Annotated in this window: 25 protein-coding genes; 14 read left to right on the plus strand and 11 right to left on the minus strand. The window is 40.3% G+C overall.

Annotated features, from left to right (window positions below):
- Positions 1-76: 76 nt before the first annotated feature.
- From H6763_01275 to H6763_01290, 4 genes are read right to left on the minus strand one after another with little or no spacing between them, the layout of a single operon-like run.
- Positions 77-1096: a peptidoglycan bridge formation glycyltransferase FemA/FemB family protein gene (locus H6763_01275; protein MCB9803438.1), complete on the minus strand. Its 1020-nt coding sequence runs from the start codon at positions 1094-1096 to the stop codon at positions 77-79.
- Positions 1089-2327, minus strand: a complete 1239-nt coding sequence (locus tag H6763_01280; protein MCB9803439.1) for a DegT/DnrJ/EryC1/StrS aminotransferase family protein — start codon at positions 2325-2327, stop codon at positions 1089-1091. Before H6763_01280 ends, H6763_01275 begins: the two co-directional genes overlap by 8 nt.
- A complete protein-coding gene (locus H6763_01285) occupies positions 2324-3742 on the minus strand; it encodes a UDP-N-acetylmuramoyl-tripeptide--D-alanyl-D-alanine ligase (GenBank protein ID MCB9803440.1) in 1419 nt (472 codons plus the stop codon). Before H6763_01285 ends, H6763_01280 begins: the two co-directional genes overlap by 4 nt.
- 2 nt (positions 3743-3744) lie before the next feature.
- The gene (locus H6763_01290; protein ID MCB9803441.1) at positions 3745-4491 is read right to left on the minus strand and encodes an alpha/beta hydrolase; all 747 of its coding nucleotides are present in this window, start codon (positions 4489-4491) and stop codon (positions 3745-3747) included.
- A 118-nt stretch (positions 4492-4609) separates the two neighbouring features.
- Between H6763_01290 and H6763_01295 the strand changes: the two genes are divergently transcribed.
- The 4 genes from H6763_01295 (at position 4610) to H6763_01310 (ending at position 9611) form a co-directional block, all read left to right on the plus strand.
- Positions 4610-5890 (plus strand): UDP-N-acetylmuramoyl-L-alanyl-D-glutamate--2,6-diaminopimelate ligase, encoded by a 1281-nt coding sequence (locus H6763_01295; protein ID MCB9803442.1) that lies wholly within the window; start codon positions 4610-4612, stop codon positions 5888-5890.
- 6 nt (positions 5891-5896) lie between these two features.
- Positions 5897-6655 (plus strand): hypothetical protein, encoded by a 759-nt coding sequence (locus H6763_01300; protein MCB9803443.1) that lies wholly within the window; start codon positions 5897-5899, stop codon positions 6653-6655.
- Positions 6652-8076 carry a hypothetical protein gene (locus H6763_01305; protein MCB9803444.1) on the plus strand — a complete coding sequence of 475 codons (1425 nt, stop codon included), beginning with the start codon at positions 6652-6654 and terminating at the stop codon, positions 8074-8076. The genes H6763_01300 and H6763_01305 overlap by 4 nt, the downstream gene beginning before the upstream one ends.
- 350 nt (positions 8077-8426) lie before the next feature.
- A complete protein-coding gene (locus H6763_01310) occupies positions 8427-9611 on the plus strand; it encodes an MFS transporter (protein MCB9803445.1) in 1185 nt (394 codons plus the stop codon).
- Positions 9612-9663: 52 nt separating this feature from the next.
- Here H6763_01310 and murB read toward each other — a convergent pair whose 3' ends face one another.
- Positions 9664-10740: a UDP-N-acetylmuramate dehydrogenase gene (murB, locus tag H6763_01315; GenBank protein ID MCB9803446.1), complete on the minus strand. Its 1077-nt coding sequence runs from the start codon at positions 10738-10740 to the stop codon at positions 9664-9666.
- Between the two features lie 486 nt (positions 10741-11226).
- Here murB and H6763_01320 point away from each other — a divergent pair, with 486 nt between their 5' ends.
- From H6763_01320 to H6763_01345, 6 genes are all read left to right on the plus strand, one after another.
- Positions 11227-12522 (plus strand): UDP-N-acetylglucosamine 1-carboxyvinyltransferase, encoded by a 1296-nt coding sequence (locus H6763_01320; GenBank protein ID MCB9803447.1) that lies wholly within the window; start codon positions 11227-11229, stop codon positions 12520-12522.
- Between the two features lie 55 nt (positions 12523-12577).
- Positions 12578-13606, plus strand: coding sequence for a hypothetical protein (locus H6763_01325; GenBank protein ID MCB9803448.1), 1029 nt, complete (start codon positions 12578-12580; stop codon positions 13604-13606).
- A gap of 234 nt (positions 13607-13840) precedes the next feature.
- The gene (gene mraZ / locus H6763_01330) at positions 13841-14278 is read left to right on the plus strand and encodes a division/cell wall cluster transcriptional repressor MraZ (protein MCB9803449.1); all 438 of its coding nucleotides are present in this window, start codon (positions 13841-13843) and stop codon (positions 14276-14278) included.
- Positions 14271-15143 (plus strand): 16S rRNA (cytosine(1402)-N(4))-methyltransferase RsmH, encoded by an 873-nt coding sequence (rsmH, locus tag H6763_01335; protein ID MCB9803450.1) that lies wholly within the window; start codon positions 14271-14273, stop codon positions 15141-15143. The genes mraZ and rsmH overlap by 8 nt, the downstream gene beginning before the upstream one ends.
- Positions 15144-15246: 103 nt before the next feature.
- Positions 15247-15600: a hypothetical protein gene (locus H6763_01340; GenBank protein ID MCB9803451.1), complete on the plus strand. Its 354-nt coding sequence runs from the start codon at positions 15247-15249 to the stop codon at positions 15598-15600.
- Positions 15601-15618: 18 nt separating this feature from the next.
- A complete protein-coding gene (locus H6763_01345; GenBank protein MCB9803452.1) occupies positions 15619-17439 on the plus strand; it encodes a penicillin-binding protein 2 in 1821 nt (606 codons plus the stop codon).
- Here the strand turns inward: H6763_01345 and H6763_01350 are convergent.
- On the minus strand, positions 17436-18143 hold the full coding sequence (locus tag H6763_01350) for a hypothetical protein (protein MCB9803453.1): 708 nt from the start codon (positions 18141-18143) through the stop codon (positions 17436-17438). The two genes, H6763_01345 and H6763_01350, sit on opposite strands and share 4 nt — an antisense overlap.
- Between H6763_01350 and H6763_01355 the strand changes: the two genes are divergently transcribed.
- A complete protein-coding gene (locus H6763_01355; protein MCB9803454.1) occupies positions 18107-19402 on the plus strand; it encodes a hypothetical protein in 1296 nt (431 codons plus the stop codon). The two genes, H6763_01350 and H6763_01355, sit on opposite strands and share 37 nt — an antisense overlap.
- On the opposite strand, the gene H6763_01360 is transcribed toward H6763_01355, so the two are convergent.
- Positions 19388-19648 carry a hypothetical protein gene (locus H6763_01360; protein MCB9803455.1) on the minus strand — a complete coding sequence of 87 codons (261 nt, stop codon included), beginning with the start codon at positions 19646-19648 and terminating at the stop codon, positions 19388-19390. The genes H6763_01355 and H6763_01360 overlap by 15 nt on opposite strands.
- 65 nt (positions 19649-19713) lie before the next feature.
- On the opposite strand from H6763_01360, the gene H6763_01365 reads away from it, so the two are divergent.
- Positions 19714-20589: a TatD family hydrolase gene (locus H6763_01365; protein ID MCB9803456.1), complete on the plus strand. Its 876-nt coding sequence runs from the start codon at positions 19714-19716 to the stop codon at positions 20587-20589.
- Positions 20590-20738: 149 nt separating this feature from the next.
- Here H6763_01365 and rsmI read toward each other — a convergent pair whose 3' ends face one another.
- Both rsmI and truB read right to left on the minus strand, forming a co-directional pair.
- Positions 20739-21422 carry a 16S rRNA (cytidine(1402)-2'-O)-methyltransferase gene (rsmI, locus tag H6763_01370; GenBank protein MCB9803457.1) on the minus strand — a complete coding sequence of 228 codons (684 nt, stop codon included), beginning with the start codon at positions 21420-21422 and terminating at the stop codon, positions 20739-20741.
- Positions 21401-22099, minus strand: coding sequence for a tRNA pseudouridine(55) synthase TruB (gene truB / locus H6763_01375; protein MCB9803458.1), 699 nt, complete (start codon positions 22097-22099; stop codon positions 21401-21403). Before truB ends, rsmI begins: the two co-directional genes overlap by 22 nt.
- Before the next feature lie 45 nt (positions 22100-22144).
- Between truB and H6763_01380 the strand changes: the two genes are divergently transcribed.
- Positions 22145-22663, plus strand: a complete 519-nt coding sequence (locus H6763_01380; GenBank protein MCB9803459.1) for a hypothetical protein — start codon at positions 22145-22147, stop codon at positions 22661-22663.
- Between the two features lie 6 nt (positions 22664-22669).
- Positions 22670-22921 carry an AAA family ATPase gene (locus tag H6763_01385; GenBank protein MCB9803460.1) on the plus strand — a complete coding sequence of 84 codons (252 nt, stop codon included), beginning with the start codon at positions 22670-22672 and terminating at the stop codon, positions 22919-22921.
- Positions 22922-22982: 61 nt separating this feature from the next.
- Here the strand turns inward: H6763_01385 and H6763_01390 are convergent, their stop codons facing one another.
- Positions 22983-23810 carry an IS3 family transposase gene (locus H6763_01390; protein MCB9803461.1) on the minus strand — a complete coding sequence of 276 codons (828 nt, stop codon included), beginning with the start codon at positions 23808-23810 and terminating at the stop codon, positions 22983-22985.
- Positions 23800-24093: a transposase gene (locus H6763_01395; GenBank protein ID MCB9803462.1), complete on the minus strand. Its 294-nt coding sequence runs from the start codon at positions 24091-24093 to the stop codon at positions 23800-23802. Before H6763_01395 ends, H6763_01390 begins: the two co-directional genes overlap by 11 nt.
- Positions 24094-24128: the final 35 nt, after the last annotated feature.

The raw sequence follows: 24128 nt of genomic DNA on the forward strand, positions 1-24128 counted from the left end.
CTCACACTGCTTACTAGTCGAACTAAGCCAACAAAGTTCTGTCTGTTATAAGAGCTATCTTATCAGAGATTTTTGATCAATAACCGTTCTTCTTGCACTCCAGATACTCATACGCTCGAGTTGCATAAGCAAGTGGACTCAGAATTAGATCATGTGCGTGGATCATTTTTGTTTCTATCCCACCAAAACCTCTTTTAAATAGTGAGAGGCCATACCAAGGATGATCAACATCCTCAGGATCTACAACTCCCCAGAGATTGAGCTCTTTGAATCCGAGTGCTCGTGAATTTCTTATAGCCTCCCAGATCAATAGGTATGTTGATGGGATATTGCGAAATTCTGTCAATGATCCACTATGATGATAAAAAGATTTTTCATTATAATGTGTAAAGATAGCGGCTGATATATATCGATCTTGGTACTTGCTTAAATACATTGTTGCCATATCGTTCTTTGCAAATACTTCGAATTCCCTGCGCACATATTCTTTCTTGTATGCTATCCATTTATTTCTCTCTACCGCATCAAGAAAGATCTTCCAAAACTCCTCAAATTTGCTCATATCTGTAAATTTTTCAACAGTTATCCCCATCTTCTGAGCCTTCTTTATATAGTATCTAGTGTTCTTCCTCATCTGCTTCAATATTTCGTCTTCCGATGGAAACAGATCTATTGAAAGAGTATGCTCAGCATCAGTCTCATGCGAAGTAGAACGCACTAGTCCTAATTTTTTCATTCGTCCAAGCTCGCGTGAGGAATTTTCAACCAAAGGACTCATTCTTACAAACCATGATTTCTCCTTCTTCCCAATTTCTCGCAACGATCGCATCAAGAAATTAACCAGATCATCATCCTCCCAATCACATAAAGGAGAATGTCGTAGATGAAGATACTTACCTCGGACAGCCTTGATCATGGATATAGGTAACCCCGCCACTAATACACCATCCCGATAGATCCCATAATATCTAAAATCGTTACCGATCTCATTCTGGAACTCTCCCCACAACCAAGAATCAATAAAGGTAACCTTAGGGAAGCCTCGGGCGAATTTATCCCATTTCTTTGAGTCTGTGATTGTTCTTAATTCATACATGCGAATTATAGTAATTAGTTAATTCTAAAATGATCCTATCGGCATCTGAGGGTGAGATATTAGCATGCAAGGGTAGGTTGATAATATCCCTACACAGATCCTCAGCATTCGGACACGACCCTTCATCATACATCGTGATATATGGAGAGAAAGTTGCAGGAGCTACCGGATTCCAATACCAATCCCCAAGAAGAATATTTTGTTCTTTCATATACTTCATCAAACCCGTTCTATCTTTGACACGAAGAGCCATTCGCAAAGGTACCACATCTGGATTTTCTTCAACAATAGTGATATTTCGGTCTTCACCCAATGCTTTGATGAACTTCTGAAACAGCAAAGCTCGATATGACTGTATCTCTGAGATATCTTCTAGTTGACCCATTGCGATCTCGGCTAGAGCCCCTGGAAGTTTTGTTGGTATATGCTTCGGTCTCTCACCCTGTTTCTCTTCTTTAGTCGTTGCCCTCGAGATCAACCCACTTTTTGTATAGATCAGATGAAGAACTTTTCCAAAGCCAGAAACATACGTTGATTTTATAGTTCTCCATAGTATCGGGAAAAGTATCCTCTTGAACACCCAGCTAGAACCAGGGTAGTGAAGTGAAAGATATCTTGTATTTAGTGTTGATGCAACATCCAGTTCAGGATCAAATACCATCACACCCCCGTCAACACCAGAAACTACTTTATCTCTTCCGAGGCTATATATGATCACATCAGTTTCTGGTAATACCTCACTATTTGATGTGGGTATAAAATGGGTCGAATCTAGGATAAGTAGTATGCCTCTCTGCTTGCAGATCTCCCTCACTTTCTCATAGCTAGGTACACTCCCAAGAGTCACCTGGACTACAACAGCTACTGTTTGTGGGTCGATCCCAGCGATGATAGTATCCTCAGCTGGGACCAATTTACCTTTTTGGATATCTATATATCTGGGTGTCAATCCTGCCCATACGGCAGGTAATGACGCTGCAGCACAAGTAAATCCTTGATATACGACATTTCCATTTGGTTTACTTATGCTACTGAGTAGTTCGAATAAAGCTGATCTAGCATGACTATATGTCAAAACTGTCTTTCCAGGATGTAATTTCAAGAAGTGATCATTGACACGAGATATCGATCCAGTATCAAACCATCGTCTAGGGGATAGTAGTAGACGATAGTTCAAGTTTAGATCTTTCGGACGGGTATTTGGAGAATATGAGCTATATATCAATTTCATTTTCTACAATGATGAGATAAATCCTGCATAACTTTGGGTGAGAAACGACCTTCCAACAAGAAAACATCTTTTTCTGTACCACTACAGATCTTTTCGTGTACACTTTTTTCATCTACAAGTTCTGAGATCTCATCCCCTGCGATTTTGTGAAGTACAGGATCAGTTGTGATCAGATGAATATTTAATTCTCGTAGAACACTTACTATACGTTCATACGATGTTTCCAAAGTATCACCTAATTCTAACAATCCCCTTGTAATTGCGGTTCTATTCGTCTGGGAGAATTCAGAGATATAATGCAAGGCCGCAATAAATCCTTCCACGCTAGAATTATAGCTGTCATCTATCAGGATCGAACCATTATCCAATTCTCTACGAGAAAGCTTCTGTGATATTGGCTTTAGATGTTTTAATGCTTCTACTATCTGCTTCTCATCCAAGCCCAGATCGATCGCACATGCTAAAGCACCTGTTAGATTAAGAATACTATGGTTTCCGGGAAGAACTGTGTTCAAGGATAGATTTAGATTCTTGTATGCAAAGTGGAATGAACCGTTTCCTGTCGGTTGTGAATAAGCATCTGCCTTGGGATTTGTGATCGAATAAGTGATAACAGTACAGTGAGCAGCTTTGGTCATGACCTCGTAACCGTCGCAATCCATGTTCAAATACAGTTTTCCATCCTTTGGTAGAGCAGAAGGGAGTTCAGATTTAGCTTTCAATAATGCCTCACGAGATCCAAAAATATCTACATGCTGATTTCCGAGACCAGTGACAAATCCTATCCTTGGTGGAGTGATGTTTGCTGATCGCGTGATCGTTCCAACGGTATATGCTGCCATCTCACTTATAAAATACTGTGTGTCTGGACGGATCTCGTTGAGAAATGACATAGCTACACCAACTTCCGAGTTGTAATTCTTTTTGGTCGATGCCACCTTATATTTTTCTGACAGTAGCCGGTGAAGGATGACCTTCATAGAGCTTTTCCCATATGAACCAGTAACTCCTATCACAACGGCGTCAGAATCTTTTGCCATCTGCTCGGCTCGTTTGATGATCCTACCTCTTTTATATAGTGCAAGAGGCTCTGTCAGCAACACACCCAAAAACACCACAACCTTAGATGCCAGAAAACCTAAACCCCAAAATAGTGTATAAGAAAGATCTATCTCCTGAAATCTCAAAGCCGTCCACCCAAAATAAGCAACCATGATCAAAAAAACAAATCCTGTTATCAGAATATTACGCAAAGATCTTGCAGGCATTTTGAGCGGGATCCAAAACCCTCGATTATCTTTAATTCCGCTCAGTATTCTAGGTAAAAAATACTCCTTGATCTGAAATTGATAGAGAGTGGGTAGAGAAAAGAATGTAGACACGATCAAACCTATTAGTGAGAAGAAGATTGTCATGATCAACTTTCCTTCAAAAAGTGAATTATATCGTTTGCCACCTCAACTGGTTCTGCTATCGGGAGATTATGTGTCATATTCTCATAAATTTTCATCTTGGAGTCTGTGATCTTCTCATTTAGATATTTCCCTTCTGCAATAGGAGTTGATAGATCATGCCTCCCCCACAATATCAATGTCGGCAAGTGTACAGAACGTAAGATCGGCCTGAGATCCTTCTTAAGGATCTTTCTGTAGATCGATTCTAGATGGAGATATTTCAATGAATCCGATCGTCTGTGAAAAAGTTTGTAATATAGTCTTCTCACAGGGAGGAGATAATCTCTCAGGTGATCATAGAAAGGCACGAACTTCGTGAGCTTTCCCAATCCTGAAACTTTCGGTTCCCGATAATAAGAAGCTGCTATAAGCACAAGCTTCTCAAATAGAGCAGGGTGGTTGGCAGCCAAATATATACCGATCCCCCCTCCAAAAGAGTGACCTATATAAACAAGTTTATTCAGCTTCAACTGCCTAATGAACTGCAATACCGTTTCAGGATACTGTTCTGCTTCCCAATTCATGGGGGGGTTCTGACTTTCTCCAAACCCAGGGAGATCTAATAAATAGACTTTCCGTGTTTTTGCTAATTCTCTGGCTAAAGCATCCAGACTTTGTTTGTTTCCACCCCATCCATGTACAAGTATGGTCGGGTCTCCACTCCCATAGGTCACATACGAGATCTTCAGTTCGTTTACTTTAATATTCATTGATATCAATTCTATCAGATAATTTGTACTGCTTCATATACGATATGATTTGCATAAGTGCATATAGCCTTATATCATATATCAATACAATAATACGTTAAATTTGAACTATAACAACGTGAACAGAATCAAACAGATGATCCCTCAGAACATTAAGAATTATTACCATAAGGTCATGATAAGGCTTTACAACATCTACTATGATGACCCATCATCCAAACTCGCAGTGATCGGTGTTACCGGAACTGATGGTAAAACGACGACTTGTACATTGATCTACGAGATCCTAAAAGGAGCTGGATACAAAGTAGGTTTGATCACAACCATCAGCGCTAGGATCGGTGAAGAATCAATACCCACCGGCTTTCATGTGACCACTCCAGATCCCCAAGTACTTCTCAACCTCATGAAAAGGATGATAGATGCTGGAATGGAGTATGTAGTCCTAGAAACCACATCACATGGACTTGATCAAAATCGTGTTAGTACGATCAAGTTTCATGCAGGGATCTTCACTAACGTAACACATGAACATCTAGACTATCACAAAACATATGAGGCTTACCTCAATACGAAAGCCACACTTATTCATCTGATCAAACCGGGTGGATTCGTGGTGATCAATCTGGATGACAAATCAAGCGAGGTCTTATGTAAGAAAGCTTCTGATCATAAATTAAAAACCTATACATACGGCTTCACTGAAAAAGCAGATCTGTTCGCAACTGATTATGAAGATACCACCACAACTACAAAATTTAATGTTCATAATGGGGATCAAACGTTTCCTGTCGAAATGCATCTACCCGGAGAATACAATGTCTACAATGCTCTTGGTGCTATACAGGTTGGTCTTGAACTCGGTATATCCCAAGATGTTGTTGCAAGAGCACTGTCAGATGTTAAGACTCTAGAGGGGAGATGGGAAGTATTGCAAAAGGAGCCATACAAAGTGGTTGTAGACTTCGCACATACACCAAATGCCTTAGAAAAGATGTTAGAGTACGCACGACAGGATAATCCCACAGGAAGATTAATTGTTGTTTTTGGTACTGCAGGTAAGCGTGATATTGAGAAGAGACCTCAGATGGGAAGGATCGCAGGGAATCTAGCCGATCTCGTGATCCTAACCGCAGAGGACCCAAGAGGAGAAAATATTATCAATATAAACAGACAGATCGCTGTTGGTCTTGCAGAAGTAGGTAAGATAGAGGAGAAAGATTATTTCAGCATAACTGATAGACGTAAAGCAATTGCTCGAGCTATGAAACTTGCTAAACCCGGTGACACAGTAGTGATCACAGGAAAAGGACACGAGAAGAGTATGAATATCGATGGTGTTAACGAGATCCCTTGGAGTGACCAGATGGTTGTAAAAGAATTAATTACAAACGGATGAGAACAAATGAAGTACATATTTTCAGAATTCACCGCTACTTATAGCCAATACGAATTTCCTTATCAGATCTATGTATTTAGAGAGGAAAGTGACAAATTAGAGGATATATATTCAAAAGGAGCACTTCCTACGCGTATTGACGCCAGGTTGTTCTATGTAGCCCGAGGTGTACGAGTAGATCTTACAAAATTCTCCCCAAATAGTGAAAATCGCAGAATTGCCAGAAAGACATCCAACTTGCAACTCAAGATTGTTCCTCTCGATATGTTCGATTATCAACCACATATCGGTAAGTTAGCAAAAGACTTTTACGATACAAAATTCGGAAAAGGTACTCTCTCCGCTCAAAAGGTAAAATGGCTCTTTCGATCTGGTGCATACTCCCATGTGATAGTCTATAAGGATATCCAACAGAACAGTATCATTGGGTACTGTATAGTAAATCTCACGGATAACATAATGCATTATGCATATCCTTTCTATCGATTAGAACTTATCAATACAAATACAGGCATAGGTATGATGACAAGTGCCATTATGAATGCTTCAGGAAGTGATCTTGATCTTGTATATCTTGGGACATGCTATGACCAGAGAGCTAAATATAAACTACAGTTCAAAGGTATAGAATACTTTAATGGGTGGGAGTGGTCTGAGGATATCGATGCTTTAAAGTCATTACTAAATTCCAAACATGATTCTCATCTATTATCGACACCAGGTAAACGTACCAATTTAATTGAACATCTGACAGGAACGCCATGAAAAAAGTACATTTTATCGGCATTGTAGCTTCTGCTATAGCTCCTATCGCAATTATGATGAAGGAGAAAGGCTGGGATGTGACTGGTTCAGACGAAGGTGTCTTCGAACCGGCTCTATCTCTACTCAATAATGCAGGAGTGAAGTGGTATGAAGGATACTCAGCAGAAAGGGTACATGGATGCGACCTGGTGATAATTGGAGGAGGACCATTGATGAAAGACCCTAATAATCCAGAATATCTTGAAGCCCTCCGATTAGGCTTGCCTACGAAAGGGTACTACTACGCCCTACAGGAATACGTTATCAAAGACAGATCGATTGTCATCGCTGGAAGCTACGGTAAAACAACAACATCTGGAATGGTCAATTGGATACTTGAATGTGCTGGGATGAACCCTTCTTTCATGATAGGTGGCAAACCAGGAAATTTCACAACAGGAGTACGCAGTACAGATTCTGATATCTCATGTTTAGAGGGTGACGAGTTTGTCTCGGTATTCAACATGGATATGGAACCAAGATTTATCTATTACAAACCCAAATATACCTTGGTTAGTGCATCAAAGTGGGATCATATGAATGTGTACCCTACGGAAAAGTCATACACAGATGCATTTCTCAAGTTGGTCAAGCTGACTAAGCAGAACGATGGAGTACTATATCTTTGTGGCTCAGGTACGAATAACGATCTGCTAGAGAGATCTGCAAGTGTGATAGACCTTAGAGTTGTGACATATATGATAGACGGAAAAGAAGCTTTACTCGAACAAGACCCTGAATACAGGGCAAAAATATCAGATGTTAGTATTAAAGGAACTACGTTTGAGGTATATCATAAGGCATTATCACTTGGGGAATTCACAACAACACAGATTGGCACACACAATGTCGAGAACTCTCTTGGGGCAATAACAGTTTGTCATGATCTAGGGGTACCACTAGAAAAGATCAAAGAGGGTATCAAGAGTTTTAAGGGAATTAAGCGAAGATTGGAGATTATTGGTAATAATTCAAAAGGTGCATTAGTAATAGATGATTTTGCTCACTCAGCTATGAAAGCTGAGGCGTCGCTTAGTGCATTACGTCAAAGTTATCCTGATTCGAAGATAGTCACAGTATACTTCCCTAGGCAATCTGCTAGAGAGAACAGAGAAGAACTAGATTTTTATCCTGGTGCTTTTGATGCAGCCGATCTTGTGATCATCCCACGCATACAAGTGAAACGTTCAACACCTAAAGAGCAACGGATATATGGGAAGGACATTATCGAGGCGATCGCTCATACGCAACCAAATGTCGAGTACATTCCAGTAGAGGAAGATCTTGTTAGTAGATTGGTCAACGAATCCTCCGATAACACAGTAATTGTATTCATGTCGGCTAGTGGGTGGGGTAGGGTGATTGATGAGGTGTTGAGGTAATACTCCATATTAGTAGAAACACAATACACCCTTTCCATACTATAAGTCTAATGGTATAATGAATAATTATGCAACACAGATTCGAGCAACAAAATAAAAGAAAACTCTCACACACCGAAACATGGGTGAAACCTTGTTATATGATCGGTGTCATCAATTACCCTATCTTGGAGAGCTTTTCAGTAATGTAATTTTTATAAATGTTGAAACAGAAGGCCTCCAAACGGAGGCCTTTTTCATTTTCACCAAATATATAAGTCCAATGTTTGGAAGCGATCTGTCTCAATAGAGGTTTAACCTACCGGAAGTATTGGGAAAGTTCGTTAATAAACTGAACAAGGAGAATTGTCATGAAAAAAATTAGTAAACTTTTCATCATCGCAAAGTTCATCGAAAGAATACCTGCTGCATTCTTTGGACCAATCTATTCGGTCTATCTACTGCAGAACGGCTTGTCACTCTTTCAGGTGAGCTTAGTGAATTTTACATATATGATCACCTTAGCTTTGATAGATCCTTCAACAGGACGGTTAGGTGATAAATATGGTCATACTCGTATATACATCTTAGGTACAGCAATTTTTGGTTTGGCTGACCTAATATATGGATCGGGTTCTATGATCATGATATTCATCATTGCAGAGATCACTGCTTCAATTGGAAAAGCACTGATGTCAGAAGCTTTAGAAGCAAAGCTAAAGAATTCCGTACGAGATGATTCAGAAGTTCATAAAGCGAAAGCAGACGCTAAGCTACTCAGTCAGATAGGAAAGTTAAGCCTATCAGCTGTGTCTACTTTAGTACTAGCAAGATTTGATAATCTATCAATTGGCTGGTACATAGCCGCTGCGATTAGCTTAGGTGGATCTGGAATTCTACTCTTCCTTCTACGACATGAGGTTGTAGAAGAGAAGGAGATACGTCGGAATGGCACCGCAACGAGATCAGAGATGAGCTACAAACAGGCTTTTCGGATCATCCGTCATAACCCGAAATTGTCGTTCATAGCGATGCTCACTTTCATCTCATATCTAGCGTTCCAACCACTAAACATGTATTGGAGTCCTCTGTTAGAACAGAAGACTGGTGGAATAGAATTGCTAGGAAGTTTCTGGGTTGCTGTTTCACTAACTATAGTCGTGGGTCAGCTACTTGCAAGACGGATAAAAGTAGCAAAGATCGATAGACAAATGAACCTCATCATGTTGGCTGTTACAGCAGTAATGATACTGCTCGCAACCATCTCAAGTAATGTCGTGCTGATTGCCTTAGCTTTTCTGTTACATGAGATCCCCAGAAGTATGCAACAAACTGTTTTGCATACAATGACTAACCGCTCAGATGATGAGGATGAGATCCCAGATGAAGATAGGGCTTTCATTAACTCGATCTTCGGGTCATTGACCACACTGGGATCAGCGATAGGATTGCTTGGACTTGGCGCTCTGACCGAGTTCTTGACCATTCAACAGGTTTGGAGTGTTTCAGGGGGTATCCTTCTGATCACAACACTCCTGTTATGGCGAAAAAAGTAAATAAACACCTCGGAGGTTCATTCCGGTGAGCCTCTGGGGTGTTTACTTTTTCTCAGACGATCACAACCTCACTCTTTAGATCGATCCCATAGGCATCTTTTACGTTCTTCTTCATTGCTTCTGTGTATTCAAAGACCTCTTTACCAGTTGCTTTCTTATTTGTTATGACACAAAGTGCATGGCGATCGAATGTACCGACATTCCCATCCCACTTACCTTTCCAACCAAGCTCATCAAGTAAACGACCAGCAGGGATCTTTACGATCTCTTGATCACCAGTATCCTCCCAAGAAGTATTGTGATAATCCATCTTGTTGACCGGATACTGTTGTAATTCGTCGATCTTGGTCGCTAACTCTTTAAACTGATCAACTGTCAAAAACGGATTCGTAAAGAAGCTTCCACAGGTACCATACTCATCCATCCAAGGAAGCTTATATTTTCGTAATTCGGTGACAGCACGAACCACATCAATTGGTTTATAAGGGGGAGTAGCTATCTTCTTTAACCACTCTTCTAAACTCTCGTTCTTATATCGGGAATGATAAGAGGTGTCAAACTCAGCATGCTTAGACAACCGCAATGTGACTGAAACTATAGCGTAATGCTCAAAACCTTTCTCCTTGAAGATACTGTGACGATATTTGAAATTCATATCATCATGTTTGAAAACTTTCAGTTCACCGTTATATAGATCTACAGCCTCAAGCTCTACGAAAACATCTTCAGTCACTTGACCGTAAGCGGCAATGTTACCCACAGGTGCAGCACCAACTGTACCAGGTATGTAGGCAAGATTTTCTACACCACTGTATTCCTGCTCTGCCAACCAGACAACTACATCCCTCCATATCTCACCAGCACCAAATTTAAAGTCTGTATAGTCCCCATTCGTATGGAGTTTTTCCCTTCCTCTAATTTCCATCTTTATCAACAGACCCGTAAGATCCTTTGTAAATAAAGTGTTACTTCCTTCTCCTAAGATAAAAAACACCTTCTCTTTGAAAGGGTATTGTTTCGTAAGTTCGATCAGATCATCTTTAGAAGAAATAGCTATAAATTGGTCAGCAAATGCTTCGATAAACAATGTGTTCAATGACTTCAGACTTTTATCCTTTGTTATTTTCATTATCCGTTCCTTACAGTTTATCTGTTTACATATTACCCTCACTCGCACTGATAATAAAGACATTTATCGGATAACTAATATTTGTAGCAATACTGATCGTACAACGTGGGTGTACTTTCAAAAAGTAGGGCTTCACAGACCGAGCTTCACAGACCGAGCTTCACAGACCGAGCTTCACAGACCGAGCTTCACAGACCGAGCTTCACAGACCGAGCTTCACAGACCGAGCTTCACAGACCGAGCTTCTCAGACCGAGCTTCTCAGACCGAGCTTCTCATATTGGTTCCCATACACTCAACCCTTTGAGTTCTCCCGATCTGGTCAGAGAGCTTCAACTTTTTTGCAGGATCCACAAGTATAAAAATTGTCAGGAAATCTTAAGTATTTTTAATGATCAAAAATGTTACCTTTTTCAAATATTTCGGTATAATGAAAGTATAGGCTTATAGCCGACCTAGTCATTAAATTGTCACTAGAAATAACAAAATGGCAAATTTGGTAGTACATGGAGGTATACCTCTATCTGGTGAAATTACACCATCAGGGTATAAGAATTCGATAGTAGTCATCATCGCCGCATCATTACTTACCGACCATCCTGTCATGATCAGCAATGTCCCTGATATTACTGATGTTCAGCGTTTGACGGATTACTTGATAAGTCTAGGCTCAAAGATCGAATGGAACAAGGATGCTGAAACTTTAAGGATCGATAATTCCGGAATCCCTGAAACAGTTCTTTTAGGTGACTTCCCATCCACAATGGGAGCCTCTAATCTACTTTTTCCCCCTTTGATACAAAGACTCAAGGATGTCACCTTTCCCCGTCGTATGAAAGGTTGCTCACTTGGTATCCGCGAACTTGATGATAGGCTGGATGTACTACAAGTTCTTGGAGCAAAATTAGATGCGACCGATGAGGATCTCAGGATCAGTATCGATGGCAGATTTAGAGGAGGCGATGTATGGCTCGATTATCAAGGGGTAGGGGCAACCGAGAATTTCGTAATGGCAGCTGTCTTAGCAGATGGCGTCTCGACTTGTATCAACTCTGCTTCAGAACCTCAGGTAGAAGATCTGTGTAAATTCCTTGTAACCCTCGGTGCACAGATCGAAGGTATTGGTACGAATAAGTTAAAGATCACAGGTGTTGGAGAATTAAGAGGAGGAGAATACAGGATAACAGATGATTACTACGAAGTAGCTACCTTCCTAGCCTTAGGTGCGATGACAAATGGAGATATAAAAGTATATACAAAGAACAAGGAGTATTTTGGAATAATTAAAAAGAACTTCAAGAGATTAGGGGTAGAATTGGAAGACAAGGATAATTATTACAGGGTCACGCCTGGGCAAAGTATGGAAATACTACAACCATTTACCACCAACTTCACTCCAAAGATCGAAGCTGCACCGTGGCCATATTTCCCTGTGGATCTAACACCTGTATTTGTTGCTTTATCAACAAGATCAAAAGGTACAACATTGCATTGGAATAAAGTTCACGAAGGACAACACCTATGGATAACCGAACTTATGAAGTTTGGTGCTCATGCGCTACTGGCCGATCCTCATAGAATGCTGGTATTTGGTGATAAACCCACAAAACCCGCAGTTGTAGTCGCTCCAAACATTATCCGAGTTGCTGTTGCTCTTTATATGATGGCAGCAAGTATTGAAGGTCAAAGTACAGTAAGGGATGCAGATACTATCAAACGTGCACATCCTCTCTTTGTACCAAACTTACAAAAATTAGGTGCAATAGTGGATTGGGAGATCTAACTAGCTTTGGTATGATACACTTCATTAAAAACTTGTAATTTTTCATTATGTACATATGAACGATGCTCTCATACAAACATTTCATTCACTTTTTATTGCATTTGTAATTTCTATACTTTTTGCACCTTTAATGATCCGCTACCTTTACAGATTCAACCAGGTAGCCGCACATAAAAAAACTAAGCTTGGTGGTGGTATTGAGGAAGACAACACTCTCTACCTTCGGATAATGAATGTATCTGGTAAGAATGGGATACCTAACATGGGAGGGATCATGGTCTGGGTAGTAGTTCCATTTACGATCCTCCTCACATTAGACTTGACTCCTCTTATTGTTGTATTGATCTGGTCTTTTGTTCTCTTTGGTGCATGGGGATTCCTTGATGTATTGTTCACGAATATGATCAAGAACAATCCCGACCTTAAGACTATTCAAGAACGATTTGGTGTGCGTTTATTACGCTTCTCTATAGCAGTCCTTATCAATATTGTGATCACATATATGCTATGGAATAGTGGTGTACTCAAAGATCTATCACTAGGTATGATCTCAATATCATTCTCCCTGGTGATGGTGCCTGTACTGGCTATCCTAGGTCAATTCGCAATATATGCATCTGAACTGACCGATGGACTAGATGGATTGATGATCGGGATATTCGGGATAATCTATACAGCATTAGGATCAATGTTGCTGATCCAGGGGAAATATGAGCTTCTTCCCGTAATTGGGATCATCATTGGAGTGATACTTGTCGACCTATATTTCAATATCAACCCTGCAAGATTTTACAACGGTGGCCCTAGCGCTATGCCTCTAGGTCTAGTTGCTTTTCTGATAGGATTAGCAACAAACAATCTAATACCGTATTTTGTTGCTTCTTCTATAACATGGGTAATACTGGCATCTAGCATGATACAGATAATCAGTATGAGATTCTTTAAGCGGAGAGTTTTCAAAATGGCACCGTTACATCACCATTTCCAAACCATCGGTTGGCCAGAGACAAAGGTCACTATGCGATTCTGGTTGGTAACGATGGTTTTTTCTGTTATCGGGATATATCTATCGATAGTACTATAAACAGAGCGGTCTTTTTCTCAATCCACTTAGGAGACTTTGATATAAGCATTCGATCTGGCTTTCACGTTGACTATAGGGTCACTATATCTAATAGTAAAGCTCGTAAAGAGGATAAAACCCTGAAAATTCACACTACAAGACAATCACTATTTTGACATAGATTTAACTTGCGTGCTACTTTGTTAGTGGTGATTGGTGGCACTGAGTGGTGATTTCTGATATGCTCATTGTAATATGCTAATCGGAGAATATACAAGTAGGGTAGGAGAGAAGAAAAGAGTTGCCATTCCCAAAAAATTGCGTGGACAGCTTGGCGACGGGCTGATCCTGACCAGAGGATACGAACACTCACTTGTCTTGGTCGATCAGACAAGATGGGAGATCATCGCAAAAGAGGTGATCGACGGCTCATTTATAAACAAAGATATCCGTGACACCACGAGATTTCTAGTCGGAAGTGCCGTAGAAATATCTCCAGACCCCCAAGGAAGGGTGGTGATACCCGATAATCTTTTTAGATATGCTCAGATCGAATCTGAGATCGTATTTATCGGATTGGTTAATTGGGTAGAGATCTGGGATAGATCAAAATGGGAGGAACGATTAGTATATTTGGATCAACACAGTTCGGAGATAGCAGATAGTTTAGGGCGGAAAGGTAAAGATGAGTGAAAATTATCATATTCCTGTACTACTTTCCGAATCCATCGAGTTTTTGATCACCGATATTGATGGTGTATATGTCGATTGTACACTCGGTGAAGGTGGACATAGCAAAGCAATACTAGAAAAGTTATCCCCAAACGGACGACTGATAAGTTTGGATCAAGATCCTGAGGCTATAGAGTTTGTTAACAGACACATCAATATCCCAAAAGATCCCAGATGGAAGATAGTCAACAAGAACTTCGAAAAAATATCAGAAGAGGTTGCCGATGGATCGGCTACAGGAATTCTGATGGATATAGGATTCTCATCACGACAGATCGATATTCCAGGGAGAGGGTTCAGTTTTCATAATGGATCAGACCCTTTGGATATGCGAATGAGTGATAAGACAGGTGTCACAGCGAGTGATCTATTAAACGCATTAGACAAGAAACAACTAGCCAGGCTGTTCTTCATGTATGGAGAGGAAAGGCGCTCGAATCGGATAGCTGAGGAGATCAAACGATCTATACCAATAAATACTGTTGAGGAATTAAACCAAGCAGTGAACAGAGCGTTGCCGGCAGCAACCGCCAAAGAAGCTATCCGTAGAGTGTATCAAGCATTGAGGATCGCAGTAAACGATGAACTTCATGTGCTTGAGGACTCCATTGGACCCGCATTTTCATGCCTACGGTCGAACGGCAGGTTAGTTATCATCACATTTCATTCGCTAGAGGATAGGATCGTGAAAAGATCCTTCAGATCACTTGTTCAGAGTGGCAAAGGCATATTACTTACAAAAAAGCCAATGACACCTTCTGACAGAGAGTTGGAAACCAATCCAAGATCTCATAGTGCAAAAATGAGGGTGATAGAAAAGATCTAGTTCGAATCCCATTATTATCCAAATGAGAATAGAAGCGAGTAAGTTGATTGATACCTTCCCGATCAACTTACCCACTTCTGCTTTTATTGGACAATTGATAGAAATGAACAAATATAAACGATTGATACGAAATTTAATAAACAAGAATCAACCTTCGAGTAAGCTTCCTGACCTTGAAGCGATCGTACGGATCGTATTTCTACTAAGCTTCTTGTTTTTCCTGGTATCACAGCTCTATACAAACGCAAAGTTAAGTCCTCTCGGTAGGGATCTACAGACACTAAACACAGAAAAGGATCTTTTAATTGAAGATAACAGATTGCTTGAACAGGAGATCGCAAAAGATAATTCGTTGATCATCATTAGAGAATATTCAGAGAAGCAGTTCAATATCAGCTCTAAGGCTGATTATGATACGCTCTTTGTGACCGACGCGTCGATACAGGCATTAAGATGACCCATATCCACTGCCAATATGACTTTTAAAGCTGACCGAAAACGCCAGAAACCTCAGGAAAATGGTGAAAAGCTATTCACTATCTCAACCGCGATCATTTATGCTGGTTTGACGATATTTGCGATTGGGATAATCTTACAAATGAGCCGATGGCAGATCATAAATGGTGAATATTTCAAAGCCCTAGCTCAATCCCAATACATTGATTCTGATCGCCAAGCCTCTGCAAGAGGTATGATATATGCGTCAGATGATACGATACTAGCAACTGACCAACCATCGTGGGACATCTATATATCCTTAAGCACTATCGAAAACGAACGAACCGAATTCTTTGCAGAAAAGGATAAATTTGTTGCCGCCGTCGCAGGGATCTTACAATTAGACAAAGAAAGTGTTTCAGAGAAGATAACAGATGATATAAGATTTGTCCCTATCGCTAAGGATGTAGATACACAAACAAAAAAAGCCCTTGAGGAAACTCAAATATTTACGAAAAAGTCTCCGGGATTCGGCTTATATTTTATACAAGGAGAAAAGCGTGTATACCCAAATGGAACTCTAGCCTCACATATACTAGGCTTCATGGGACAAGACGAAAACGGAGAGGAAAAGGGTGTTTATGGCATCGAGGGATACTATTATGGAGATCTGATCGGAGCTGAAGGATTTACCTACGAAGAGAAAGATGCTTTGGGCAATGTGATTCTCACATCAGAATATGAGCCTGTACTACCTCGCAGGGGTAAAGATATCAAACTGACGATAGTACCTTCGATCCAGACCAAAGTCGAAGAGGTGCTAAAGGAGGGCGTGACAAAATATCAGGCGAAAAGTGGTAGCACGATCGTGATGGATCCAACAACAGGTGCCATCCTTGCTATTGCAAATTACCCAAATTACAACCCAAATGAGTATTGGAGAACACAAGAGCCGTGGATATTCAGCAACAAGGCTGTCTCTGATGTATACGAACCCGGTTCGATCTTCAAACCGATCACAGTAGCGATCGGACTGGAGACAGGATCGATAACACCAGAGACTGTCTGTGATGATCTGACTGGTTATTTCACAATGTATGAAGGTAGAACAGATGAGGTGAAGATCCGTACTTGGGATGGTATGCCAGACGGTTCGATAACACCAGAACAATATCTACAGTATTCCAACAATCCATGCATTGCACAAACAGCCTTGAAAGTAGGATTAGAGAAGTATTATCCGTTAATGACACAATTTGGAATAGGTGAATATATTGGACTTGGACTACAAGAAGAAAGTAACAGCTATCTCAAACCACAAAAGGATTGGATCGAACTCGATCTAGCAGTGACATCATTTGGTCAATCTGTTGCTTCATCACCTATGCAAATGATCTCAGCCCTAAGTACCATAGCGAATCATGGAGTTAGAATGAAACCGTATCTCGTCTCATCAGTGATCGATGAGGATGAGACAATTGAGTTCGAACCACAACAAATAGCAAATCCCATAAGTGCTGAAACTGCCGATACTGTAGCAGCGATGCTTCGATCTGTAGTAAGGAAGGGGGATGGATCAGCTATCTTTGCACAATATCTCCCGGATTATGATGTCGCTGGTAAAACCGGAACAGCACAGATCCCTTATAAAGATCGAGCCGGATATTATGATGACAGGATAAACACAACATTTGTTGGCTTCGCACCAGTCGATGATCCACATATGATCATGCTAATTAGGCTCGAAGAACCCGGTTTGGGACAGTATGCTGCAACAACAGTAGTACCTGTCTGGATAGATACTTTCAACAAGATCGCAGGCGATCTACAGATCCCAAAGCAGATAGTTCCAAATTAGGGGTATTTACTCAGTTTGATGTATTGAAAAGTACGACCGATTTCTTCCCACTTCTTGTAGTAGTGCGTTTCGATCAGATTGAGCAGTTTGGGACTATAAACTCCCTTTTCAATTTTACAATCTACCCTGTACGTAGCAAATTTGCTTACCTCCGCATCTACAAAACCATAGTACTCATCCCAATCAGTGACAAAGAGTATTTCGCCTCCTTCTTGTAAAACCGACCAGATAGAATACAACCATCTACTCGTGATCGGTCTTCGTTTATGATGTCTTTTCTTGTGCCACGGGTCGGGAAACAAAATATAGATCTTGGACACAGTGTTTTTGTCGAACAATTTTGATATAAACGGATACGCATCTGCTTTATAGACCAATGCGTTAGACTGATCTTTGATCTTCTTCTCAGTCCTACGAGTATATTCACTCGATATCTCAAAACCAATAGATACAGCATCTTCATTGACAGTGGCAAGATGATGTAAAAGCTCACCATGACCAGAACCAATCTCGACCAATATCCTTTTGGTATCAAAATACCTATCCCACCTTACTGGATAGGGTAGACGATCTACACCAAACGAGCCTACTATCCGAGGATCTATCTGCCAAAATATCGATCTTACTTTTTTGATGAAGATAGAGATACTTTTAGTAAGAATCTTGTATGATAGATAACTATACTTCTTTATTTGATGTTGCATTACCTGTAACATTCTACAAATTGAAAACTCGCAATCTTACCACAATTATATTATTGATCCTCGCACTACTCACTGTCGTGGGCATATTTTACTATGATTACACTATCAGAACCAATTCATCAACGGAAATTAAAGAAGACGACATAGAAAGTATCAAGCAACTATATACCAACGACCAAAGAGAAGAACAACCCATACAATCACCAGACGAGAGTGATCAAGCATCTGATCGATCACCCGATAAATTACCCCAAGTAGAGCCGAAACCAGATACAAACATATCACAACCTGAGCCAATACAGAGCGGAGATCAACTCAAGTATACTGCCTGGATACCTTCATGGGGTCACACTGCCGGAGTTGCATCATTACAGAAACAGCCAGAGATATTCGGATCCATATCTCCAGTTTGGTATTCTCCGACACCTGACGGCTCACTTGATATCAAATTCCCCAGTGGGTACAAAACATTCCTACAGTTCTGTAAAGACAATGATATACGCGTCATACCCTCCATCGCTATGTTCGATGCGGAAGTATTAACCCAGATCCTGAATAGCAATACAAACTTCTCAAGACATATCAACCAGATCATCGACCAGGTCGCTATTAATGATTTTGACGGGATAGACATCGATTATGAGATGATCTATCTATCCGACAAAGATCGATTTCTCACTTTTGTAGACGAGCTTAGTACTCGCTTGCAAAAAGACAACAAGATCCTATCAATAACTATCCTGGCACAATGGGGAGACAATGTGATATACCCTTCATTGAAAGAAACACGTGCAGTTCAAGAACTCGAACTGATAGGCAAGCTTGCTGATGAGGTTAGGATCATGACATACGATTACACACCGAACAGTTCACGCGAACCAGGACCTATTGCCCCGATCGATTGGATGGAAAATGTACTGAAATACACCGTGACAAAGATCCCGTCAGAAAAGATATGGCTTGGCACACACCTATATGGATACGAATGGATCTCAACAGGTGGGGTAAGTGCGACAACATTTTCTGATCTATCACAATTACGATCGATAGAGGACTTCCAAGTCACCCATAACTATACATACAATGAGGGTGTTGCAAATTATACTTGTGCGACAGACCTCAAATGTACATTATTCTTTCAAGACCAGAAAGGTATCGAAGCCAGAAGATCACTAGCAGAGAAGTATCAAATTGCTGGATTGGCATTTTGGAGATTGGGAGATGAAGCGGATCTCTTGACACCACTACTTTCCGATTGAGGCATTTATGAATTCCAATAGGGGCGCGATCACAGGGATATCACCTATCTGTCGTATCAATCTATCGATCAAGATGATCATTATCGCAAAGATCAGTGTTGCTCCGACAGCAGAACCTAATCCAGAATACACACCTTTGATAAACTGATATCTAAGCGATGTAAGCTTCTCCAACGATCTATTCAGAGTATTTATCTGATCTTGCAGTTGATCTTTCTTATCGATCTTCTGATCTGGTTCTTTCATGATCTCACAGAGATTTGATGTTTAAGTTAAGATATAATAACAGAAATATTAGTTTGGGAAATAGTATGTACGATTCACACACACACATATCCTCAGAGGAATTGGTAAGTGACATTGATAGATTAGTCAGAAGATTTATAGAAGTAGGAGGGAAGGGGATCCTCAATGTAGGCTATGACCCCGAAACATCATTCGAGTCTGTAGAATACACCCGAAAGAATCTGACTCGAAAAGATATCCTAATACGATCCGCAGTTGGATTACACCCTACATTGATAGGTGAGCATTCTCCATACTCCAAACCCCTGAAAAGTCTTACATCTGCAACTCATATGTTCAAGATGATAAATTCGCTTCTAGAAAGAAATAGAAGATATATTATTGCAATAGGTGAAACTGGTCTTGATTACTTTCACCTAGATACTACAGATCAATATTCGCTTGTTGAAAAAAGCGAGATCAAACAGCTTCAAAAACAGTTATTCAGAGACCATGTCCACCTTGCTTTGGAACATGATCTCCCGATCACGATCCACACAAGAGATGTTGCAGAGTCGACTGAATGTATCACTGATGCTCTTGAGATATGTGCTGAGGTGGGGATGGGTAATCTGACCGGATCATTTCACAGTTATACTGGAAATAAGGAGTTTTCATCAGATATCACCAACTTAGGCTTTGCTATTGGTGTAAATGCGATAATCACATACAGATCTGGTGAAAGCGTAAGAGATATGATCCATAGCCTGCCGATCGAAAACATCCTATTAGAAACTGATGCTCCATATCTCCCGATACGAGGTAAAAAACCAAGGAGCGTTTATGGAGAACCTGCTGATCTGACTGAGATAGCGAAAGCTGTCAGTGAAGTTACCAAAACACCTTTAGATAAAGTCATCCTTCAGACCTCAGAGAATTTTGAGAAGATCTTTAGGATATAACGATACATCAAGATCATACCGAAAGATCATACCGATAACTCCGGAACTGATCATTTCATAAGTTCATGTAATAGCAACAGAATTTGAAGTGGATCACAGTGGTATGAACCAACTTTTACATGGAGTAAATATTGATCTCTATCGAGTAATTATGTATTGAACCCAGCTTTTGCAATGCAGACAACGTATTCACCTTTGAGATCTTTTTCTTTTAGGGATTCATATAGCTCGTTTGCGGTACCAAACATTACTTTTTCGTGAAGCTTGGTTAGATCTTTACATATCACCACTATACGTTCCTGATCTATGGTCACTATCTCCTGAAGCAACTTTATCACACGATAGGGTGATTCGAACAAGACTACTGTAGCTTCATGTTCCATATGATCGGTCAACATCCGGATACGTGCAGAAGGTTTTTTTGGAAGAAATCCTAGGAAGAAGAATCTATCTGTTGGAATTCCCGAAATTGAAAGTGCCGCAATAACTGAACTCGCCCCAGGTATCGCAACAACATCAATACCATCATGACGAAAGGCTCTTATCAGTTTGAAACCGGGATCACTGATCAAAGGTGTTCCGGCATCAGACACTAATGCGATATTCGATCCTGACTTTACAGAATGTAGTATATCTGAGTAAACACGATCATGATTCTGATCTCGATAGGATAGTAAAGGTACATTTATCGAATAATGATCTAACAATTTCTTGGTATGACGAGTATCTTCAGCAAGTATGATATCGACCTCCTTCAGAGTTTCTATAGCTCGTACAGTTAGATCACCCAAATTCCCTATAGGAGTCGCTACTACATAACATTTTCCTTCCATGTAGGTGTCGGTAATAATTTATCTGCCAATTCTATTCTATCTAATAATTTTGAAGGTACGGCATCAGTCACAGCATAGTCACCTATGAAAGTTCTTCTCAGTGCTGTTGTAGTCGCATAGGACCCTAAAGCCCGTCCTATGTCAGATGCTAGACTTCTGATATATGTTCCACTTGATACTGTCGCTTCAAATGTGTGTTGTGATCCTTCTCCAGAAATGTGTTCTAATTTATAGATATTGACCTTTATTGGCTCTAAGACCGGCGTTCCTCCTTTTCGTGCTATATCATATGCTCGTTTACCCTTTACTTTCTTTGCAGAATATATCGGAGGGATTTGGGTTTGCTCACCTCTAAAACTAAGTAAAACACTTTTGATCTCAGTCGGAGTGAAGTTATGCTGATCAGTATCAATAAAGATCTTTTCCCCAGTAGGATCAAGCGTGTCTGTTTCATACCCAAACTCGACTGTGAAACTATATCCTTTTCTCATTTTGTGAAACATATCCATCGTTTTCGTTGCCCTACCCAAAAGTATCACAAGAAGCCCTGACGCAAACGGGTCCAAAGTCCCTGCATGTCCTATCTTTAATTTTTCAACAGAATGATGTTTGATCCTGCGGATAACATCAAAAGAGCTGATTCCCGGCTCTTTATCTATAAGCAAAATTCCATTCATAAGATTTGGTTTGAGATTCGAATATCTTTGCTATAATAACACATCATGACAAAAGGATTATTTTTATCATTTGCAATTCTTGGTGGACTTTCAATCAGCACCATCATTTTAAGTTTGCTTATCAGGACAAGGTATTCGAAAGACCCTGACACACCAACCGAGTTGATACCAAAGATCATTAAGTTGATGGATCTTCAGCCCTCTGATAAGTTCATAGATCTAGGGGCTGGGGATTTTAGAATGGTGAACACAGCAGCAAAGTACTGCCAAAGCTACGGAGTCGAATTATCCCCTGTACACCTTGTCACAGCACAGCTATTACGACTTCTCAATAGACGAAGATCACATATACTTACAGAAAACTTACTAAAGACCGATCTAACAAAGTACAATAAGATCTATCTCAACCTTGATAGTAAGATCATCCGTGCACTCGCAACCAAATTACCCACAAAAGCAGGAGTTATCATTTACAGCTTGAACGACAAATTAGAAAATATTGAAGCCACAAAGGTACACGAACTAAATAATAGTTACACACTATTCGAATATCAATTTAAGTAGTAGCCGATGGACGAACCATTAGCATCTAAGTATCGCCCACTGACCCTATCTGACATGATCGGTCAAGAACACTTGATAGGGGATCAAGGACCAATACGAAAACTTATGGAGAGCAACAAGCTTCCTTCTATGATCTTTTGGGGACCTCCCGGTACAGGCAAAACAACTCTAGCATACGTGATATCACAAGATCTAAGGTACGACTTTTACAAACTGCAAGCGGTATCGAGTGGAAAGAAAAAGCTCATGGTAAGGTGAACCCCATTCTTTGGACACGATTTGCCCAAAGTTAAGGTGGATTAACCTCCTTTCCCTTGATTTAATAATTAAAGTATACATCAGCAGGAGTTCTCTTCTCAAGTGAGCTATGTCTCCTCTGATGGTTGTAGAACAAAAAGTACTTCTCTAGTCGATCTCGAGCTTCGTTTCCGTCAGCATAATCATACAGGTACACTTCCTCATATTTCACAGTTCTCCACAACCTCTCGATGAAGATATTGTCAAATGCCCGACCCCTCCCATCCATGCTGATCTTTACACTGTAAATTTTCAGAAGATCCGTGTACTCCTGACTGGTATACTGGCTTCCCTGATCTGTATTCGAAATCTGTGGCCGGCCTTGGTTTAAAGCCTCCTGTAGAACACTGACACAACCTGACTTATGCATTGTATTTGTCAATTTCCAGCTGATTACATATCTTGAATACCAATCCATTTCGGCTATCAGATACAAGAATCCATGTCGCATTCTGATGTACGTAATGTCACTGCACCAGACCTGATTTGGTTTCGTTATCTCAAGATCTTTGAGCAAGTACGGATATTTCTGGTCAACCTCATTGAATTTGCTGAGATTCTTTTTGGGCACTACTGCCGATATGCCCAACAGATTCATCAGTCGTAGAACCTTCTTGTGATTCACATCGTCTCCTGTGGTATTAAGTTCGTCCGTAATTGGTCTATACCCGTAAAAGGGTCTTTTTGTGTAGATCTCATCGATTCGATTAAGTAGGTATTGGTCATATTCACTGACTTCTACTGGTTTGTAGTAGTAAGTACTTTTGTTCAACTGTAAAAGAGCTATTTGATCCTTTTTCGTCAGTACACTATTTTTTTCTACAAGTCGTCGTTTCTCCTCATTCGTCAATTCCCATCTTTTTTTTTAGCCAGTCCAAACTATACTCCAGTTTGCCTATCTTTCTATACAGGTCTTCAATGAGCCTCTCTTTTTCCTTCAGTTCTAAGCTCAGGTCTTTTTTGTCAAATCCGGCTTTCAGAATCTCCTCTGCCTGGGTTTTCCATTTTGCGATTTGATTTGGGTGTATCCCAAACTTTGACCCTAGTTCAGCCATTGTTTCATTTTCTGCCATTGCTGTCTTTGCAACCGTGGCCTTAAATGCCGCTGAGTGTTTTCTTCTTATTTTTCCCATACCTCATTTTACACCTTAACCTCGTGTCCAGTTTT

Source organism: Candidatus Nomurabacteria bacterium (assembly GCA_020632395.1).
Classification (GTDB): domain Bacteria; phylum Patescibacteriota; class Dojkabacteria; order SC72; family JAHDCA01; genus JACKFQ01.

Bases quoted from the DNA above. Each gene is read 5' to 3' on its own strand.
- H6763_01275 (MCB9803438.1), bottom strand. From the start codon at position 1,096: ATGTATGAATTAAGAACAATCACAGACTCAAAGAAATGGGATAAATTC.
- H6763_01280 (MCB9803439.1), bottom strand. From the start codon at position 2,327: ATGAAATTGATATATAGCTCATATTCTCCAAATACCCGTCCGAAAGAT.
- H6763_01285 (MCB9803440.1), bottom strand. From the start codon at position 3,742: ATGACAATCTTCTTCTCACTAATAGGTTTGATCGTGTCTACATTCTTT.
- H6763_01290 (MCB9803441.1), bottom strand. From the start codon at position 4,491: ATGAATATTAAAGTAAACGAACTGAAGATCTCGTATGTGACCTATGGG.
- H6763_01300 (MCB9803443.1), top strand. From the start codon at position 5,897: ATGAAGTACATATTTTCAGAATTCACCGCTACTTATAGCCAATACGAA.
- H6763_01305 (MCB9803444.1), top strand. From the start codon at position 6,652: ATGAAAAAAGTACATTTTATCGGCATTGTAGCTTCTGCTATAGCTCCT.
- H6763_01310 (MCB9803445.1), top strand. From the start codon at position 8,427: ATGAAAAAAATTAGTAAACTTTTCATCATCGCAAAGTTCATCGAAAGA.
- murB (MCB9803446.1), bottom strand. From the start codon at position 10,740: ATGAAAATAACAAAGGATAAAAGTCTGAAGTCATTGAACACATTGTTT.
- H6763_01320 (MCB9803447.1), top strand. From the start codon at position 11,227: ATGGCAAATTTGGTAGTACATGGAGGTATACCTCTATCTGGTGAAATT.
- H6763_01325 (MCB9803448.1), top strand. From the start codon at position 12,578: ATGAACGATGCTCTCATACAAACATTTCATTCACTTTTTATTGCATTT.
- mraZ (MCB9803449.1), top strand. From the start codon at position 13,841: ATGCTAATCGGAGAATATACAAGTAGGGTAGGAGAGAAGAAAAGAGTT.
- rsmH (MCB9803450.1), top strand. From the start codon at position 14,271: ATGAGTGAAAATTATCATATTCCTGTACTACTTTCCGAATCCATCGAG.
- H6763_01340 (MCB9803451.1), top strand. From the start codon at position 15,247: ATGAACAAATATAAACGATTGATACGAAATTTAATAAACAAGAATCAA.
- H6763_01345 (MCB9803452.1), top strand. From the start codon at position 15,619: ATGACTTTTAAAGCTGACCGAAAACGCCAGAAACCTCAGGAAAATGGT.
- H6763_01355 (MCB9803454.1), top strand. From the start codon at position 18,107: ATGATAGATAACTATACTTCTTTATTTGATGTTGCATTACCTGTAACA.
- H6763_01350 (MCB9803453.1), bottom strand. From the start codon at position 18,143: ATGCAACATCAAATAAAGAAGTATAGTTATCTATCATACAAGATTCTT.
- H6763_01360 (MCB9803455.1), bottom strand. From the start codon at position 19,648: ATGAAAGAACCAGATCAGAAGATCGATAAGAAAGATCAACTGCAAGAT.
- H6763_01365 (MCB9803456.1), top strand. From the start codon at position 19,714: ATGTACGATTCACACACACACATATCCTCAGAGGAATTGGTAAGTGAC.
- rsmI (MCB9803457.1), bottom strand. From the start codon at position 21,422: ATGGAAGGAAAATGTTATGTAGTAGCGACTCCTATAGGGAATTTGGGT.
- truB (MCB9803458.1), bottom strand. From the start codon at position 22,099: ATGAATGGAATTTTGCTTATAGATAAAGAGCCGGGAATCAGCTCTTTT.
- H6763_01380 (MCB9803459.1), top strand. From the start codon at position 22,145: ATGACAAAAGGATTATTTTTATCATTTGCAATTCTTGGTGGACTTTCA.
- H6763_01385 (MCB9803460.1), top strand. From the start codon at position 22,670: ATGGACGAACCATTAGCATCTAAGTATCGCCCACTGACCCTATCTGAC.
- H6763_01395 (MCB9803462.1), bottom strand. From the start codon at position 24,093: ATGGGAAAAATAAGAAGAAAACACTCAGCGGCATTTAAGGCCACGGTT.